The sequence below is a fragment of the Corynebacterium tuingiense genome, from assembly GCF_046718165.1.
In the GTDB taxonomy this organism is placed as follows: domain Bacteria; phylum Actinomycetota; class Actinomycetes; order Mycobacteriales; family Mycobacteriaceae; genus Corynebacterium.
On the sequence record NZ_CP177101.1, the window covers coordinates 512,254 to 526,970 of the forward strand.

Annotated in this window: 16 protein-coding genes and 1 pseudogene; 3 read left to right on the forward strand and 14 right to left on the reverse strand. The window is 58.0% G+C overall.

Translation table 11 applies throughout. The annotated features are described in order from the left end of the window. Positions 1–15: 15 nt before the first annotated feature. On the reverse strand, positions 16–456 hold the full coding sequence (locus ACLI1T_RS02500) for a cytidine deaminase (protein WP_411702948.1): 441 nt from the start codon (positions 454–456) through the stop codon (positions 16–18). Positions 457–658: 202 nt separating this feature from the next. Between ACLI1T_RS02500 and ACLI1T_RS02505 the strand changes: the two are divergent. Beyond that, positions 659–799: pseudogene (locus ACLI1T_RS02505) on the forward strand (thymidine phosphorylase); the annotation flags it as partial. A gap of 39 nt (positions 800–838) precedes the next feature. Here ACLI1T_RS02505 and ACLI1T_RS02510 read toward each other — a convergent pair. Further along, positions 839–2,031, reverse strand: a protein-coding gene (locus ACLI1T_RS02510; protein ID WP_411702949.1) for an IS3 family transposase whose coding sequence is annotated in 2 segments (ribosomal slippage) — positions 839–1,752 and positions 1,752–2,031 — 1,194 coding nt in all. Because the reading frame shifts where the segments join, the coding sequence is not laid out codon by codon here. On the opposite strand from ACLI1T_RS02510, the gene ACLI1T_RS02515 reads away from it, so the two are divergent. Beyond that, on the forward strand, positions 2,011–3,252 hold the full coding sequence (locus ACLI1T_RS02515; RefSeq protein ID WP_411703278.1) for a thymidine phosphorylase: 1,242 nt from the start codon (positions 2,011–2,013) through the stop codon (positions 3,250–3,252). The two genes, ACLI1T_RS02510 and ACLI1T_RS02515, sit on opposite strands and share 21 nt — an antisense overlap. On the opposite strand, the gene ACLI1T_RS02520 is transcribed toward ACLI1T_RS02515, so the two are convergent. The 7 genes from ACLI1T_RS02520 to ACLI1T_RS02550 form a co-directional block, all read right to left on the reverse strand. Next, positions 3,249–4,373, reverse strand: coding sequence for a DUF1648 domain-containing protein (locus tag ACLI1T_RS02520; RefSeq protein ID WP_349852133.1), 1,125 nt, complete (start codon positions 4,371–4,373; stop codon positions 3,249–3,251). The genes ACLI1T_RS02515 and ACLI1T_RS02520 overlap by 4 nt on opposite strands. 10 nt (positions 4,374–4,383) lie before the next feature. Continuing rightward, positions 4,384–4,737 (reverse strand): GntR family transcriptional regulator, encoded by a 354-nt coding sequence (locus ACLI1T_RS02525; protein WP_411702950.1) that lies wholly within the window; start codon positions 4,735–4,737, stop codon positions 4,384–4,386. 85 nt (positions 4,738–4,822) lie between these two features. Continuing rightward, positions 4,823–5,698 carry an ATP-binding cassette domain-containing protein gene (locus ACLI1T_RS02530; protein ID WP_411702951.1) on the reverse strand — a complete coding sequence of 292 codons (876 nt, stop codon included), beginning with the start codon at positions 5,696–5,698 and terminating at the stop codon, positions 4,823–4,825. A 47-nt stretch (positions 5,699–5,745) separates the two neighbouring features. Beyond that, positions 5,746–6,231, reverse strand: coding sequence for an ATP-binding cassette domain-containing protein (locus ACLI1T_RS02535; protein ID WP_349852127.1), 486 nt, complete (start codon positions 6,229–6,231; stop codon positions 5,746–5,748). Positions 6,232–6,483: 252 nt separating this feature from the next. Further along, on the reverse strand, positions 6,484–6,951 hold the full coding sequence (locus ACLI1T_RS02540; RefSeq protein ID WP_023025418.1) for a hypothetical protein: 468 nt from the start codon (positions 6,949–6,951) through the stop codon (positions 6,484–6,486). A gap of 22 nt (positions 6,952–6,973) precedes the next feature. Next, the gene (locus ACLI1T_RS02545; protein ID WP_349852124.1) at positions 6,974–8,734 is read right to left on the reverse strand and encodes an acetyl/propionyl/methylcrotonyl-CoA carboxylase subunit alpha; all 1,761 of its coding nucleotides are present in this window, start codon (positions 8,732–8,734) and stop codon (positions 6,974–6,976) included. A 150-nt stretch (positions 8,735–8,884) separates the two neighbouring features. Further along, positions 8,885–9,748 (reverse strand): sulfurtransferase, encoded by an 864-nt coding sequence (locus tag ACLI1T_RS02550; protein WP_349852122.1) that lies wholly within the window; start codon positions 9,746–9,748, stop codon positions 8,885–8,887. A gap of 275 nt (positions 9,749–10,023) precedes the next feature. Between ACLI1T_RS02550 and ACLI1T_RS02555 the strand changes: the two genes are divergently transcribed. After that, positions 10,024–10,935 carry a DUF4282 domain-containing protein gene (locus ACLI1T_RS02555; protein WP_349852120.1) on the forward strand — a complete coding sequence of 304 codons (912 nt, stop codon included), beginning with the start codon at positions 10,024–10,026 and terminating at the stop codon, positions 10,933–10,935. A 121-nt stretch (positions 10,936–11,056) separates the two neighbouring features. On the opposite strand, the gene ACLI1T_RS02560 is transcribed toward ACLI1T_RS02555, so the two are convergent. From ACLI1T_RS02560 to ACLI1T_RS02580, 5 genes are read right to left on the reverse strand one after another with little or no spacing between them, the layout of a single operon-like run. Continuing rightward, positions 11,057–11,785, reverse strand: coding sequence for an LppP/LprE family lipoprotein (locus ACLI1T_RS02560; protein WP_349852118.1), 729 nt, complete (start codon positions 11,783–11,785; stop codon positions 11,057–11,059). Positions 11,786–11,787: 2 nt separating this feature from the next. Further along, positions 11,788–12,204: a DUF3151 domain-containing protein gene (locus tag ACLI1T_RS02565; protein ID WP_349852116.1), complete on the reverse strand. Its 417-nt coding sequence runs from the start codon at positions 12,202–12,204 to the stop codon at positions 11,788–11,790. Between the two features lie 30 nt (positions 12,205–12,234). Beyond that, on the reverse strand, positions 12,235–12,822 hold the full coding sequence (locus tag ACLI1T_RS02570; protein WP_349852114.1) for a nucleoside triphosphate pyrophosphatase: 588 nt from the start codon (positions 12,820–12,822) through the stop codon (positions 12,235–12,237). Next, on the reverse strand, positions 12,822–13,031 hold the full coding sequence (locus ACLI1T_RS02575; protein ID WP_284628984.1) for an acyl-CoA carboxylase subunit epsilon: 210 nt from the start codon (positions 13,029–13,031) through the stop codon (positions 12,822–12,824). Before ACLI1T_RS02575 ends, ACLI1T_RS02570 begins: the two co-directional genes overlap by 1 nt. A gap of 6 nt (positions 13,032–13,037) precedes the next feature. After that, on the reverse strand, positions 13,038–14,498 hold the full coding sequence (locus tag ACLI1T_RS02580) for an acyl-CoA carboxylase subunit beta (RefSeq protein ID WP_411702952.1): 1,461 nt from the start codon (positions 14,496–14,498) through the stop codon (positions 13,038–13,040). Between the last annotated feature and the right edge of the window lie 219 nt (positions 14,499–14,717).

Consider the following 14,717-nt stretch of genomic DNA (forward strand, 5'->3'; position numbering starts at 1 on the left):
AAAGGGGCTTTTTAATTAGAGTGACTCTGGGCCAAAGGAATGGGGGAGGATCTCGGCAAAGTCATGGCTACGGGGCTTTCCATCGACGGAAACGATGACGCGCTCGCAGTTAAACTCCCGCAAGACCTGGCGGCAGGCACCGCAAGGGTAGCAAGGTGCAGACTTTAAGCCGATAATAGCGACCGCTTTAATCTGCGGAATGCTGGGCAAGTGGCCATCGGTAGCCGTCACGTCGGCGGTGGTGACCATGTGGGCGGCGGCATTGCGCTCGGCGCAAATGCCTAGTGGGGTGGAGGCGTTTTCGACATTGGAGCCGGTGACAATGCGGCCATCGGCAAGCAGCAAAGCCGCACCGACTGGGAAAGAGGAATAAGGCGCCCAGGCGTGGTGGGCTGCTTCTTCTGCGAGGCTGAGCAATTCGGCATCGGTGGGAGGCGAATCCGGGGTGGCGTTCATTGCGGTATGGACTTTCTTTCTACGGGTGAAGAGAGATTGCGTTAATTCTCTATTAGAACAAAAAGAAAAATACTTATTGACATCTGTTCTATAGGGAATAATAATTGGGCGTGGTGGAGTGTACAACCACTAAATATAGTGTGGTGAATCACATTATGTGCTTGTATGTTTCGGTCTTCAAATCATTACAGGAGGAGTCGTCATGGCAGAGAAATTCGATGCGGTAGATGTTATTCGTACCAAGCGCGACAAGGGGGTGTTTAGCCCGGAGGAAATCGACTGGGTTATCGATGCCTATACGCGTGGGGTCGTGGGCGATGAGCAGATGGCCGCACTCAACATGGGGGCCCGACCCCCGAAAAGTGGACACGTCGGGGGTTAACTATGCTGCTTTGGTCAGTATAGCCGAAGTCTCGGTTTCAAAGACATCAGGAGCTACGAGATTGCACCAGGAGTGGCGCCTGCGGGTGTTGTAGCGCATGCACCACCGGAAGACTTCCTGACGGCAGCTAATTGGGTTGTCAAAGACTTTCCGATTTCGCATCACTTCCCGCTTTAAAGTAGCGTTAAACGATTCTGCCAGGGCGTTATCAGCACTCGTACCTACCGCTCCCATGGACTGGCGTACACCTAACGACGAGCAGTAGTTTCTGAACGCTTGTGAGGTATATACACTGCCGTGATCGGAATGGAAAACAGCCCCGTCAAGACTGCCGCGCACACCGTGTGCGTGGGCTAGGGCATCGATGACCAACGAGACACGCATGTGGTCTGCGAGTGCATAACCTGCAAGTTTCCGTGAATAGGTATCAATGACTGTGGCAAGGTACATGTTTTTGCCTCCCTTACAGGGCAGGTAGGTAATGTCGCCGACATACACACGGTTCGGCTCGTCAGCTGTGAATGTACGGCCTAGTAAATCCGGCATGACGCGGTGACCAGGCTTGCGCCTAGTGGTGGTACATCGACGGCGTTTAGTAAAGCCTTTAAGTCCCATGGCTTTCATGATTCGTGCAACTTTCTTGTGATTGACCGGGGTATACGCCGGGTCTTCCTTGAGGCTTGCAGCGATGCGTTTAGCCCCGTAAAGACCATGCTCATCATCAAAGATGGTTGTGATCCTTGCACCAATAACGGCATCAGAATACATCTTTAACCTGCGTTTTTCGCGGGTTTTGACCCATTTGTAAAACGAGGAGCGATTGAGCTTTAACACGTGGCACATCCGCTTGACCGAGTATTCGGTTCGGTGGTCATAGACAAACTGGAAGCGGATCACCAGTGAGTCTCTTCGGCAAAATATTTCGCAGCCTTACGCAGAATATCGCGTTCTTCGCGCAGCTTAGAAACTTCTTTTTCCAACTGGCGGATTCGCTCAGAATCATTCGTCGCCTGGGCTTTATCATGCACGGCTTTTATGCGGGCACGTTTGCCGGTGCCGTACTTTTTGACCCAAGAATGCAGCGAGGCTCGGTTGATGCCGAGCTCGGCTGATGCTGAGTTCAGCGAGAGGTCCTCATTGTTTTCATAGAGGGCCACGGCATCGCGTTTGAACTGTTCGGAGTACCTGGACATGGTGGTAGATTACCTTTCTTCCCAGCTCGACTGGGCTGGATATCAGGTGTCCACCAACTAGGGGTCAGGTCCATGGCGATCTTCCTCAACGGCATGAACCGCGAGGAAATCTCGCAGTGGACCAAGGCGATGATTGCCTCCGGTGAGACGATGAGCTTTGATTCCCTGTCCAAGAAGACTGCGGACAAGCACTCCACCGGTGGCGTTGGCGATAAGATTACGCTGCCGCTCGCGCCCCTCGTTGCCGCCTTTGGCGTCGCGGTCCCGCAGCTTTCTGGTCGCGGTTTGGGCCACACAGGTGGCACCCTGGACAAGCTGGAAGCCATCCCGGGCTGGCAGGCGGATATTTCCAATGAACGATTGATGGAAATCCTGGAGGATCCCGGTTGCATAATCTGCGCGGCAGGCTCTGGCCTCGCGCCCGCGGATAAGAAGATCTATGCCCTGCGCGATATCACCTCCACCGTTGAGGCTATTCCGCTTATCGCTTCGTCCATCATGTCGAAGAAGATTGCTGAAGGTACCTCGTCGTTGGTCCTCGACGTCAAGGTGGGCTCTGGCGCCTTTATGAAGGACGAGACCTTGGCCCGCGAGCTGGCGCAGACCATGGTGGACTTGGGCAATGACGCCGGCACGGACACCACTGCACTGCTCACGGATATGTCCACCCCATTGGGCCGAAAGGTGGGCAATGCGCTCGAGGTTGAGGAATCCGTCGAGGTTCTGGCCGGCGGCGGGCCAAGCGATGTCGTCGAGCTGACCCTAGCCCTTGCGCGCGAGATGCTGGAAGCGGCCGGCGTGCACAATGCCGACGTGGAAAAGGCGCTCAAGGATGGCCGCGCCATGGATAAGTGGAAGCAAATGATTAAGGCGCAGGGAGGGGACCCAGACGCCAAGCTTCCCGTGGCTACGCATACCCACGATGTCATCGCTGAATCCGATGGCTACCTCACCGAGCTTGATGCCCTGTCCGTCGGCGTGAGCTCCTGGCGCCTAGGCGCGGGCCGCGCGCGGAAGGAAGACCCGGTACAGGCGACCGCGGGCATCGAATTGCACGCGGTCAAGGGTGAGAAGGTAACCAAGGGGCAGAAGCTTTTCACCCTGCACACGGAGACCCCAGAGCGCTTCGAGCGCTCCCTCGAGACTTTGCAGCAGGGCTTTAAGATTACGGATGCCCCGCTGGATAAGGAGCGCCAGATCATCCTGGACCGCATTAGCTAAATCAGGATGAAGGGAAGCGCAATCGACCCGATGATGATGAGCGCCATGACGGCGAGGAAGACCTTCGCCTGCCACGTGGCGTAGTTGAAGGACACTCCGACGCCTAGGCGCTTGTCCACCAGGACCGCTGGGTCATCGGGGTTGTAATACAGGATCCCCCACTTATAATGCTCATCATTATTGGGGGATTCTTTGTCTCCATTCGGAAGTTTCACCCCGCGCAGCTGATCCTCGAGCTGCGATTGGGCGCGCAGTATCATTGCCACGATGGCTATGGTGCCGCTAATGGTCATCACCACCATGGTGATAAAGGAAAAGCCAGCCAGGTCCTGATAGCTCGGTACCGGGCCGGTGACCTGTATAAACGATAGCCCGAGGGGCATGAGAAGCAGCAGGATGCCCATCGCTTCGTTGGAGGCTGCAAGGTTTGCTTGGTTCCGGAGCCGCGCCTTGATGGAGCGCTCCGAGCGTGGACGAACCGCGGTGCGTTGGATAAGCCAGCAGATGCCGGCGAAAAGCAACCACATTCCCAGCGCGATAAACGTGACGAAAAAGACGCTGCCGATGGACTTGTCGCTCCAGCTATCCGGCTCCAAAGATCCATCCCAGTGCACTGGCACGGGATCGGGGATATCGGACCAATGGGCGGCGACGATGAGTGCACCGGCGATGATGACCAGCAAGGAACCCAACATGGTCAGCCAGGGGAAAGACGGCGCCGGCACATCAATATCCTGTATGGCGTCGGCTTCTCGCCTCGCTACCTGGGCGCTGACCGCGGTTTCTACCCCGTCGAACCAGCCGCCGTCCTTCTTGGCCGCGATGATATAGCGGCGCTGGGAGAGGTAAGCCCACGTACTGCCGATAATGACCAGCAGGGAAGACAGGGCCGCCACCCACGAGTGGTTGACGTAGAACAGTGATATAACCGTCGCTGCGATGCCCACAAACCACGTCCGAGTCTTAAATCCAGAAATAGCACCGACCACAACGGGATCAGAAAGGTGGCTTTGGGGAACGCGAACGCCGAGCGGGGCGCCTGGCGCCGCAAGCGCCGGGATTGTGGTCATTATCCACGTTATGACCAGTGTGGTCGCGGCCATCAGGACGGTAAGAATCATGCGAGCTCCTTCAGCGTGGAATCGAGATAGCTGTGGAGCTCCTCGGGGAAAACCCCTGGGCGCGGGCGAGGGTTGCCACGCGGCGCAGGTGTTGCCGAACCTGCTGTTCTTGCGCCGCGGTGTGCGCGCCGGGCCGGACGATCGATCCGGAGCGACCCGCGGTTTCGACGAGGCCATCAGCAACGAGCAAGTCATAGGCGTGCTTTACGGTGGCCGGGTTGATGCCAATATCCGCGGCGACCTGGCGCACGGGATCGAGCTTGTCGCCGTCGAAAAGCTGCCCGCGGGCGATGGCCAGCACGATTTCATCGTGAATCTGCTGGAAGACCGGCGCATCCGCGTCAGGGTTGAGCGTGATGAGCATGAGCTACCTCCTTCCAATAAGTTTTGTGTAACTAATAGTAGCACAGTCTGTATTAGTAGAGGTAATACAAAGCGGAGACTGGGGCCTAGATATGCACCTGCGAAGTGAGGCTGAGCTCTTTGCAGAAACCGTCATCGTGGCTGACCAGCAAGTATGCCCCCTCGTAGGACTCGAGGATCTGCACGAGCCACTTTATGGTGGTGATGTCCAAATTATTGGTGGGCTCATCAAGCAAGAGGAATTGAGGGCTGGGCTCGGCCAAAAGCACTCGGGCAAATTCCGCGCGGAAGCGTTCGCCGCCGGATAGCTGGCCGGTGCGGCGGTGCACCTGGTCATCGCGAAATAACAGCTGCGCCAATTGGTCGCGGATGAGTTGTGGGGGAGCAGTGGGGTTGGCCTCTGTGACCATCTCTAAGATTGTGCGATCTTCCGATAAGGTGATTTTCTGCCGCAAATATCCGCACTCCACGCTGTACTCAACGGCGCCCCGCGCAACGTCATTAAGGAACGTGGTTTTCCCGCTGCCATTAGGTCCCGTAAGGCGTACATGCTCAGGGCCGGTTATATCCACGATGCTGCTGGTGAGCACCCGGGTGCCATTGGGTAGCTGCGTTTCTGGAAGGTCGGGGTGGACGTGTTCGTCCGGGCGGATCTTGTTTTGCGCAGCTTGATAGGCAGCAAATGCTTCCCTCACCGAACCCGATGCCTGAGCCGACCGCTTAGCTGCGGTATTTTGGGCGCGGTTCTTGTCATTTCCCATCGCCATTCCAGGCTTTCGGTGGTTGTGCGAGAAGGATTTGGCGCGGCGATTGTCCCTGGATATGCGCATCTGCATCGCCTCGCGCTCGCGCACTTGCTTGCGGTGTTCGGCCTTAGCCTCGCGCGTTTCTGCTTCGGCAGCGCGCTGTTCGGTTTCTATGGACTCCCGGTAGGCGTGATAATTTCCGGAAAATAACCGCAAACTTCCCGCGTAGAGTTCTGCGATGTGCTCGACATGGGAGAACAGGTCTAGGTCATGGGAGATGACAAGAATGGGCGTAGAAGAGCTGGAAATAAGCTCGGTGACCTTGGATTTTCCTGCTGCGTCCAGGTTATTGGTCGGCTCATCGAGGATGACAAAGTCTGGGTGATCAAAAACGCGGCGTTTAATGCGATGGTGACCGCTTCGCCTCCAGACAGCGTACCGATGGTGCGATCTAGCGGGTAGGGAACGCCTGCGTTATGAAGGCAGGCGTGAATCCTGTCTTCGATATCCCAGTCGTTGCCAATGGTTTTCAGCAGTTCCTCGGAGTAGTTTCCCGCTTCTAGTGCGTGGAGCGCGGCAATCTTTTCCGCCGCGCCGAATACTTCGGCGATGGTTAAGGAATCACGCAAGCCAAGATCTTGGTCCACGTAGGTGACCTCTGGCGCCGTGAATGTGCCCGAGGACGGTGCGATTTGGTGGGAAAGGACCTTAGCAAGGGTCGATTTTCCGGAGCCATTATCGCCGATCATCCCAGTAGCCGAGTCAGGGATCGTTCCGGAAAGCTGGGAAAAGCAGGGTGTGCCGTCTGGCCACGACAGGCTGAGTTGGGAAAAGAAATCGGCATGAAGAGTCCACCTTTAAAGAACGAGTGTGCAAGGGACGTCGTACTAGGCGGAAATCTTCATAGCCCTCAACAGTAGCAACTGTGGTGCAGAACACAAGACCTTCGTCGAAATCTATCTCCTGCAGGTTTTGGACGCCTGCAGGAGATAGGTGCCAGATTAGAAGCGGCGGAAGAATTTACCCTGGGTGAGCTCCTCGAAGCCCGGTAGTGGCGTGGCGGACGCGATGCCGGGGGCGGTTTGCTCGGCCGCAAGGTCTGTAGCGTTGGCAACCAGCAGGTCGTGGGCGCGGGAAGCCTCGTCGCTGGTGGCGTCGGTGCCGTTCGTGGCGACGATGAGTTCTGGGATGTCCTCGGGATCGAAGGGGGTGAGCCAGGTGGCATCGTCAAGCGGGTCAGCGCCTGGATCCCCAAGGAAGGCTGGGCCCTTGGTGGCGGCGGGGTAGTAGCGCAGGAGCGCGGCCCCCACGGGCTCTATGGTTGGGTTCTCGTTGGCGGCAAGGGGCAAGGCGATGACGCCGCCATCGACGATGGGGGACCAGTCCGCGATATGGGAGGGGAAGAGGCCCGCAAGGTAGTCGCGGTCCTCTTCCTTGGCCAAGCGAACACCAAGAGAAGAATCAGTCATTCTTCCAGGTTAGCTGGCACGGTTACTTAATTTCCAGCAGCTGCGCGCCCTTGGTGGTGGACGTGCCAGCCTCGACCGCCAGGCCGGTCACGGTGCCGGATTTGTGGGCCTTGACCGGATTTTCCATCTTCATGGCCTCAAGGACCATGACGATATCGCCTTCTTCTACCTCTTGGCCCTCTTCCACATTGACCTTGATGACCGTGCCCTGCATCGGTGCGGTGACGGCATCGCCGGACACCGCGGCCTTGGAGCCTGCACCCTTGCGCTTTTTCCGCTTGCGCGCGCCGGTAATGCCAAAGGTGGCGGGCAATGCCACCTCGATGCGGCGGCCGTCGATTTCCACGGTGTGGACCTGGGAGGCCTCCGGCGAGCCGGCTTCCGCATCGGTGGAATCTTCATGCGGCGGCAGCTGGTTATCCCAGGCCTCCTCGATCCACTTGGTGTAGACATCGAAGGAACCGTTTTCCGCGGTAAAGGCGGGATCGGCAACGATGGCCCTGTCAAAGGGCAGCACGGTGGGCAGGCCTTCGACCTGGTATTCAGCCAGGGCTCGGGCGGAGCGACGCAGGGCGGTTTCGCGGTCCGGGCCCCAGACAATGAGCTTGGCCAGCATGGAGTCGAATTGCCCGCCGATGACGGAGCCCTCGACGACGCCCGAGTCCACGCGCACGCCCGGCCCAGCGGGCTCGGAGTACTTGACGATGGTCCCCGGGGCGGGCATGAAGCCGGCCGCAGCATCTTCGCCGTTGATGCGGAACTCAAAGGCATGCCCGCGCGGTGCCGGGTCCTCGCCGAGCGAAAGCTTTTCGCCCTGGGCAATCCGGAACTGCTCGCGCACGAGGTCCAGCCCGGTGGTTTCCTCCGAAACGGGGTGCTCCACCTGCAGGCGGGTATTGACCTCGAGGAAGGAAATCAGGCCATCGGCGCCGACCAAATACTCGACGGTGCCGGCACCGCAGTAGTCAGCTTCGCGGCAAATGCGTTTGGCGGACTCGTGGATGGAGGTGCGCTGTTCGTCGCTCAGGAAAGGCGCCGGAGCTTCCTCTACGAGCTTTTGGAAGCGGCGCTGCAGGGAGCAATCGCGCGTGCCGACGACCACCACATTGCCGTGCTTATCCGCCAAGACCTGGGCCTCAACGTGGCGGGCCTTATCGAGGTAGCGCTCGACAAAGCATTCGCCGCGGCCAAAGGCGGTGGTGGCCTCGCGGGTCGCGGATTCAAAAAGCTCCGGAATCTCTTCGGCGGTGTGCGCCACCTTCATGCCGCGGCCGCCGCCACCAAACGCCGCCTTGATGGCCACAGGCAAGCCGTGCTCATCCGCGAAGGCCTTGACCTCATCCGCGTTGGCCACCGGATCCTTGGTACCAGGGGCCATGGGGGCTTCGGCACGCTCGGCGATGTGGCGGGCGGTGACCTTATCGCCCAAAGCGCGGATGGATTGGGGAGGCGGGCCAATCCAGGTCAGGCCGGCATCGATAACGGCCTGAGCAAAATCTGCATTTTCGGACAAGAAACCGTAGCCGGGGTGGATGGCATCCGCGCCGGACTTTGCGGCAGCGTCCAGAATCTTGTCAAAGACAAGATAAGAATCAGCAGAGGTAGAACCACCAAGGGCAAAAGCTTCATCGGCCAGCGTGACGAAGGGTGCCTGCGCGTCCGGCTCGGCATAAACGGCGACGGAGGAGATCCCGGCATCGCGAGCAGCACGAATAACGCGTACGGCGATCTCACCTCGGTTCGCTACGAGAACCTTGGAGATCTTCTTGGTTTCTACTGCCACGGCAGTAACCTCCTGAATACACTTCGTTTACTACGGGATCTATTGTTGCACACCAAAGTATAAAGTCGTCCGTTTGGCAATGATTGTTACGTTTAAACAAAAATAAACCCACATCGCTGCGATGTGGGTAATTATTGGCCGAACGAAAATCTACTTTTCAATCGGCATATTGACCATGTTGCCCCACTCAGACCATGACCCATCGTAGACCTGTGCCTTTTTAAAGCCCAAAAGGTAAGTGAGCACGAACCAAGTGAACGCGGCCTGCGCTCCTAGGTGGGAATACAAAATGGTGTGGGTATCAGGCTCCAGCATGCCGTAGTTGACCTTCAGGTCATCAACGTTGCGGAAACAGGAGTTGGGGTAGGTTGCGCGATCCCATTCCAAGTTGATCGCACCCGGAATGTGCCCGTGGCACATGGTGGTGCCATAAGGCGAGTTTCCATTCGGGTCGAACTCCGTCGCTTCACCTGCGAATTCTTCCGGCGGGCGGGTATCAACTAGGGAACCGGTTGCCTCGCGTACGTCTGCGACAAAGGCACGCAGGAGGGAGTCGTCCCGGGTTACCTCTGGATAGTTGGATTCGAGGAATTCTGGGACCATGAAGGAGGTATCGCGCTCTTCTGACATCCACGCATCGCGTCCGCCATCGAGGAGGCGGACGTCTTTGTGGCCAAAGAGGGTAAATACCCATAGTGCGTAGGCCGCCCACCAATTGGACTTATCGCCGTACAGGACAACGGTATCGTCTTCGTGGATGCCCTTTTCCCGCATCAAGCGGGTAAATTCCTCACCGTTGATAAAGTCGCGCGTGAGCGAGCTTATTAGCTCGGTGCGGAAATTGATCCGCGTCGCCGTGGGAATGTGCCCGATATCGTACAAAAGAGAGTCTTCATCGACCTCGATAACGCGTAACCCTTTAATGCCTAGGCGCGCGGACAGCCACGGAGCGGAAACAAGCCGCTCTGGGTGCGCATATTGCTGGAATGGGGGATAGGGGTCTACGTCTGCCACTGCCCGCCTACCTTTCTAATAAACCTATTTTTTCGCTCCCACTACTTTAACTCGAATTTTCTCGATTTATCACATTGGAATAGTGAAAGTGGTTTTCCATACATAACGTGCGTGGAATGAATTGACTCGGTAGGGGCCGCGACGTTGCGAAGGGGTGAGCCGCGTCAGAGATGGATAAATTTTGGGTTGACGCTGTAACCTGCTTAGTGGCCCCGCGAATTAGTGTCGTGGGACACTTTCCTACCTACCCTGACTACAACTAAAAGGACCAGATAATGGCTGAAAACGACCGCAACTCTGACGCCCCTCAAAGCTTTACACCCCGTGATTTTTCGGAACAACCCCGTCAGAACACTGAAACTCCTGAGTCCGCCGTTCCTAAACCACAGAACGATCAGGCGCAGAAAAATGGTGGACAGGAGCCTCGTGCGCAGGAGGCCAAAGAACCTAGTACGTCTGCTGAGAATGCAGCTTCAACTCCAGGCGGCGATCAGCCTGTAGATGCTGGTTCGGATAAGTCCAGCCCCCAGGCTTCCCAATCGTCCGCAGCAGATGCAGAATCCGCATCGCAGGACCATAAATCTGCTACTGATTCGGAGCCCTCGTCCGCAAACTCGGCAGAAAACAACCGCCGGCCTGCTAATGATGCTGGGCCAGACGCCGGGTGGGGCACGGGACAACAATCACAGGAGGCATCGGCTGCAGGCGGGTACAACCCGGAGGCAGGTTCTCACCCAAATTTTGGTCAACCCCCTCAGGGCACTGAGGCCCCTCAAAGCTATGGGCGAGCAGCTGGACAGAACAAGCGTGGATTCGGTGCAGCTATGAAGGGCCTGGGGAATAAAAAAGGCCTCTTAGGTGGGCTTTGGGAATTTGAATTTAAAGATTTCATGACTCTGACCCATGTGAAGGCGATCTATGTCGACGCTATGGTGCTGGGCGGAGTTTGGTGGGCTCTCCACGTTCTAGTGGCATTTATTCTAGGGACCATCGTCGGTATAGATGGAATTTCGGAGGGCGAGTTTGGATACGTTCTCCTCAGCTTTATCGGATTCATCGTCCTCGTCCTGCTAGCTACTGTGGTTTTTTATGCTGGGATGGTGATCACAAGGCTCGCCTTGGAAGCGTTAGTGGCAAACGTGCGCACAGCGCAAAACACCGGAGACCTATTGGACAAGGAGTCTTAGGATAAAGACTGGGCACTATGAATTGTGCCTGAAACTCCTATAGATAATGACCCCGCGGCAATCCGCGGGGTCATTTTTATGTGGTGTGCGAAGACGAATGGAAGACGGCAACTCCTATGGCCTAGCCATAAGAACCGAGCATGAACGTCATGTGCTCATTCAAAGCCTTATTGAAAAGGTCAATATCGCCAGAGACTGGTTCCACCGAGTCACCATCAACCTGGAGGCGCACTGTGTGATGCGCGGTGATCCCCGCGGACGTAGTAATTGAGCGCTCTCCCCACGTGAAGTCGACTGCATCGTCTGAGACGCGGCTGACCTTATCAACCGAGTCAAACATGGTGACTTCATTCACGGGCTCTCCATGGACGTATAGGGCCAGTGCATGGCCGACCGATGCTGCGTTATTGTTGGGGCCATTTTTGTCCCCCACCTCACCGTTGAAAGTAATCCAACTGATGGGCGCACAGGGATCGTAGGAGTTGTCGATATCCGCGATCCAAAAGTTGAAGTCATCACCTCTATCAGAGGGCATGCGCCCGGGCGCGGTGCCAGATGCATAAGCGTCGCGCGGATCGTTTGGTAGATCCGCGCATTCGGAATCGGTGGAAGAATCCTTGCCCTTATTATCGTTGGGTTGTTCCGGGGCTTCTTTAGTGGGCGTTTCGGTTACCGTGTGGGTCTGCCCCGAGGCTTCTGGGCTGTGGGTAGAAAATTCGGATTGGGACGAAGCTGAATTAGATTCCTGGTCATCCGAGCCGCACGCCGCCAAGCTAAGCGGCAGCGCCGCAGCGAGGAGCGTTATTGCGGCCTTGGAACTTAAGCAGCGGGATATATTTCTAGCAAACATACTTAATCGAGCAGCTGAGAGACGCTATCGGGGTCGGCATCGGAAAGCATCTGGCGAATGCGGTCGTATTCATCGTCCTCGCCGATGGCCTTGGCAGCACGTCCAAGGGCTGCAATGGCGCGCAGGACACCCTGGTTGGGCTCGTGGGAGAAGGGGACCGGGCCCCATCCCTTCCAGCCATTGCCGCGCAGGCGGTCTAAGCTGCGGTGGTAGCCGGTGCGGGCGTAGGCATAAGCGGTGATGTATTCGTTGGGATCCGCGCCCTCTAGCTTGTCGAGCTCCTGCTCCGCGAGCATGGCCCACAGCAACGGGGAATCCGGGTGGTCTACGATGCCGGCCGCAGGTGCGGCCGCGTCCTTGGTGCCGGGATCGGCGGGTAACTTAATAGGTTCTGGAGCAAGCATGTCTTTCATTTCCATAAGACACACTCTAGCGATGCTCGTGCGGGCCTACCAGAAATCAGAAACGTTAAGCCCAAAAGAGTAAAGCGCGCGGCGCACCACCGGCAGGGACAGCCCGATAACAGAAGAGGGATCGCCGTCGATGCTATCGATAAACCAGCCGCCCATGGCCTCCAAGGTAAACGCGCCCGCGCACTCCAAGGGCTCGCCGCTGCGAGCGTAGGCCTCGATATCGGTGGCAGAAGCCTCTGCGAACCGGATGGTCGTGGTAGAGGTTTCCACGTGGCGTTGCGTGCCAAAAATCAGGCAATGGCCGGTAAGCAGCTGCGCGGTGCGCCCAGCCTGTTGGTGCCAACGCCCGATGGTGGCTTCGACAGTGTGCGGCTTGCCCTGCAGTTGGCCATCCAATAGCAGCATGGAATCGCCGCCAATAACCGGCTCGTCGGGGTACTGGGAGGCGACCTTTTCGGCCTTGGCGGTGGCAAGCTTTGCCACGGTATCGGCAGGCGAGTGCCCTGCCAACTGGGCTTCTAGGGAGCGCTCGTCAATATCGGCGGGCTCGAGCACCGGTTCCACCCCGGCCGCGCGCAGGATGGCGGCGCGCGAGGGGGACTGCGAGGCCAAAATGAGGCGCATTAGTAATACCGCACGGTGTGGAAGGCAGAGGGATTAAAGACGCGCTGCGCGCCGTAGTGGTCGAAGCGCTCGCCGGGCCTGCCCCAGTGGTTGCGATCCCCAAAGGCACCGGAGTGGTCCTTTTGCATCTGCTTGAGCACCGTCGAGAGCGCGGCGCGCTCTTCTTCGGTGGGGTTTCCCTTCAGGACTTTGATTTCGGGTTCAGACATCTTTTCCTAAACAGTTCCGTGCTTCTTGGGTACCTGGGCCACAACCTTGCGCTCTAGCAGGCGCAGGCCTTCAACCAGGTAGTGGCGGGTAGCGGAAGGCTCGATGACATTATCGGCCAGGCCGCGCTCAGCGGCGGCGTAGGGGTGCAAGAAAAGCTCGTCCATTTCTTCCTGCTTATCCTCATCGCCGTAGATGGCCAGCGCGGTCTGGGCCGCTTCGGCGACGGCGATTTCCGCGGTCGGCCAGGCATAGACCAAATCCGCGCCCAGGTCCTTGGACCCCATAAACGCGTAGGCCGGGCCAATGGCCTTGCGGGTGACCACCGTAAGCTTGCCGACGCTCGCCTCCGCCTGCGCATACGCAAACCCCGCCGCCCGGCGCAGGAGACCGGCCTTTTCTTCCGCCGGGGTGGCAACGAAACCAGGCGAGTCCACGAACTCAATGATTGGGGTATTAAAGGCATCGCACAGACGCACAAAGCGTGCCGCCTTTTCCGCCGCGGCCGAATCCAGCGCGCCGTCCAGCGCTAGCGGCTGGTTGGCGACGATACCCACGGCGCGGCCATCTACGAAGGCAAAGCCCGTGATGATATTGGGCGCGGCCTCGGCCGAAAGCTCTAAGAAGGAGCCCTTATCGACGACCGCGTTGACCACCTCACGCATGTCATAGGCATCCGCTGCCGAATCCGGGATGACGGAATCCAGATCAAACTCGGCGACCTCGCGCGTATCGATGCGCGTTGCCTCGGCGCGGTTATTGGCCGGCAGGTAAGCCAGTACGTCGCGGACCAAGTCGAGGGCTGCTTGCTCGCTCGGGGCGCTGAGCTGCGCGGTGCCCGACTTCGCGTGGACTGCGGCACCACCAAAGGTTTCCGGTTCCGCTTCGGCGACATCGCTGCCTGCTTGGTGCAGGCTGGTGCCGTGGGTGACAATGAGGACATCGGCAAGCGTGGGCGCAAATGCCGCAATGCCGCTGGTATCCCCGGCCACCACGGAGATCTGCGGGATAAGACCGGAGGCCTCCGTCGCGCGGGCGAGGATGCGGGCGTAGCCAGCAAGCGTGACGACGCCCTCTTGCGCGCGCGGGCCGGTGGAATCATAGATGCCGACGATGGGCACGCCGGTTTTCAGCGCAAGGTCATAGACCTTGGTGAGCTTTTCCGCATAAACCTCACCCATCGTGCCGTCAAAGACGGTGGCATCCTGGCTGAAAATGCACACGCGGCGCCCGTCGATGGTGCCGTAACCGGTCACGATGCCATCGGTGTACGGGCGATCGTGCTCGCGGCCAAAGTCGGTGGAGCGGTGGCGGGCTAGTGCATCGGTTTCTACAAAGGAACCCTCATCGAGCAGCTGATTCACGCGAGTGCGGGCGGCTGGCTCGCCTTCCCCCAACGGCGCGCGGGACTCGGCGAGTTTATTGTCCAGGTCCTCAATCTTGCCAGCGGTGGTCTTCAGGTCAGTCATAGGCGCTGAGTTTACTAGTGGAAGGCCAAAGATGCGGAAATTGTGCGGTTTCGCGCAGGTCGGTTAGTGTTGATATCACTATCGTTGGACAGAATATTTTCCGTGGACAGGGCAAATTACGTAGCAAGGGTTCGAGTGCAGCGAAATACCTTCTTCGTAATTCTGCTCAGGGATTGTAATCTAAAGGCTGGGCTTAGGCGTGCGACTTGATTAGAGACT

Excerpts from the sequence above, each read along its gene's own strand:
- ACLI1T_RS02500 (WP_411702948.1), bottom strand. The coding sequence starts at position 456 with ATGAACGCCACCCCGGATTCGCCTCCCACCGATGCCGAATTGCTCAGC.
- ACLI1T_RS02520 (WP_349852133.1), bottom strand. The coding sequence starts at position 4,373 with ATGATTCTTACCGTCCTGATGGCCGCGACCACACTGGTCATAACGTGG.
- ACLI1T_RS02525 (WP_411702950.1), bottom strand. The coding sequence starts at position 4,737 with ATGCTCATCACGCTCAACCCTGACGCGGATGCGCCGGTCTTCCAGCAG.
- ACLI1T_RS02535 (WP_349852127.1), bottom strand. The coding sequence starts at position 6,231 with ATGATCGGCGATAATGGCTCCGGAAAATCGACCCTTGCTAAGGTCCTT.
- ACLI1T_RS02540 (WP_023025418.1), bottom strand. The coding sequence starts at position 6,951 with ATGACTGATTCTTCTCTTGGTGTTCGCTTGGCCAAGGAAGAGGACCGC.
- ACLI1T_RS02555 (WP_349852120.1), top strand. The coding sequence starts at position 10,024 with ATGGCTGAAAACGACCGCAACTCTGACGCCCCTCAAAGCTTTACACCC.
- ACLI1T_RS02560 (WP_349852118.1), bottom strand. The coding sequence starts at position 11,785 with ATGTTTGCTAGAAATATATCCCGCTGCTTAAGTTCCAAGGCCGCAATA.
- ACLI1T_RS02565 (WP_349852116.1), bottom strand. The coding sequence starts at position 12,204 with ATGGAAATGAAAGACATGCTTGCTCCAGAACCTATTAAGTTACCCGCC.
- ACLI1T_RS02570 (WP_349852114.1), bottom strand. The coding sequence starts at position 12,822 with ATGCGCCTCATTTTGGCCTCGCAGTCCCCCTCGCGCGCCGCCATCCTG.
- ACLI1T_RS02575 (WP_284628984.1), bottom strand. The coding sequence starts at position 13,031 with ATGTCTGAACCCGAAATCAAAGTCCTGAAGGGAAACCCCACCGAAGAA.
- ACLI1T_RS02580 (WP_411702952.1), bottom strand. The coding sequence starts at position 14,498 with ATGACTGACCTGAAGACCACCGCTGGCAAGATTGAGGACCTGGACAAT.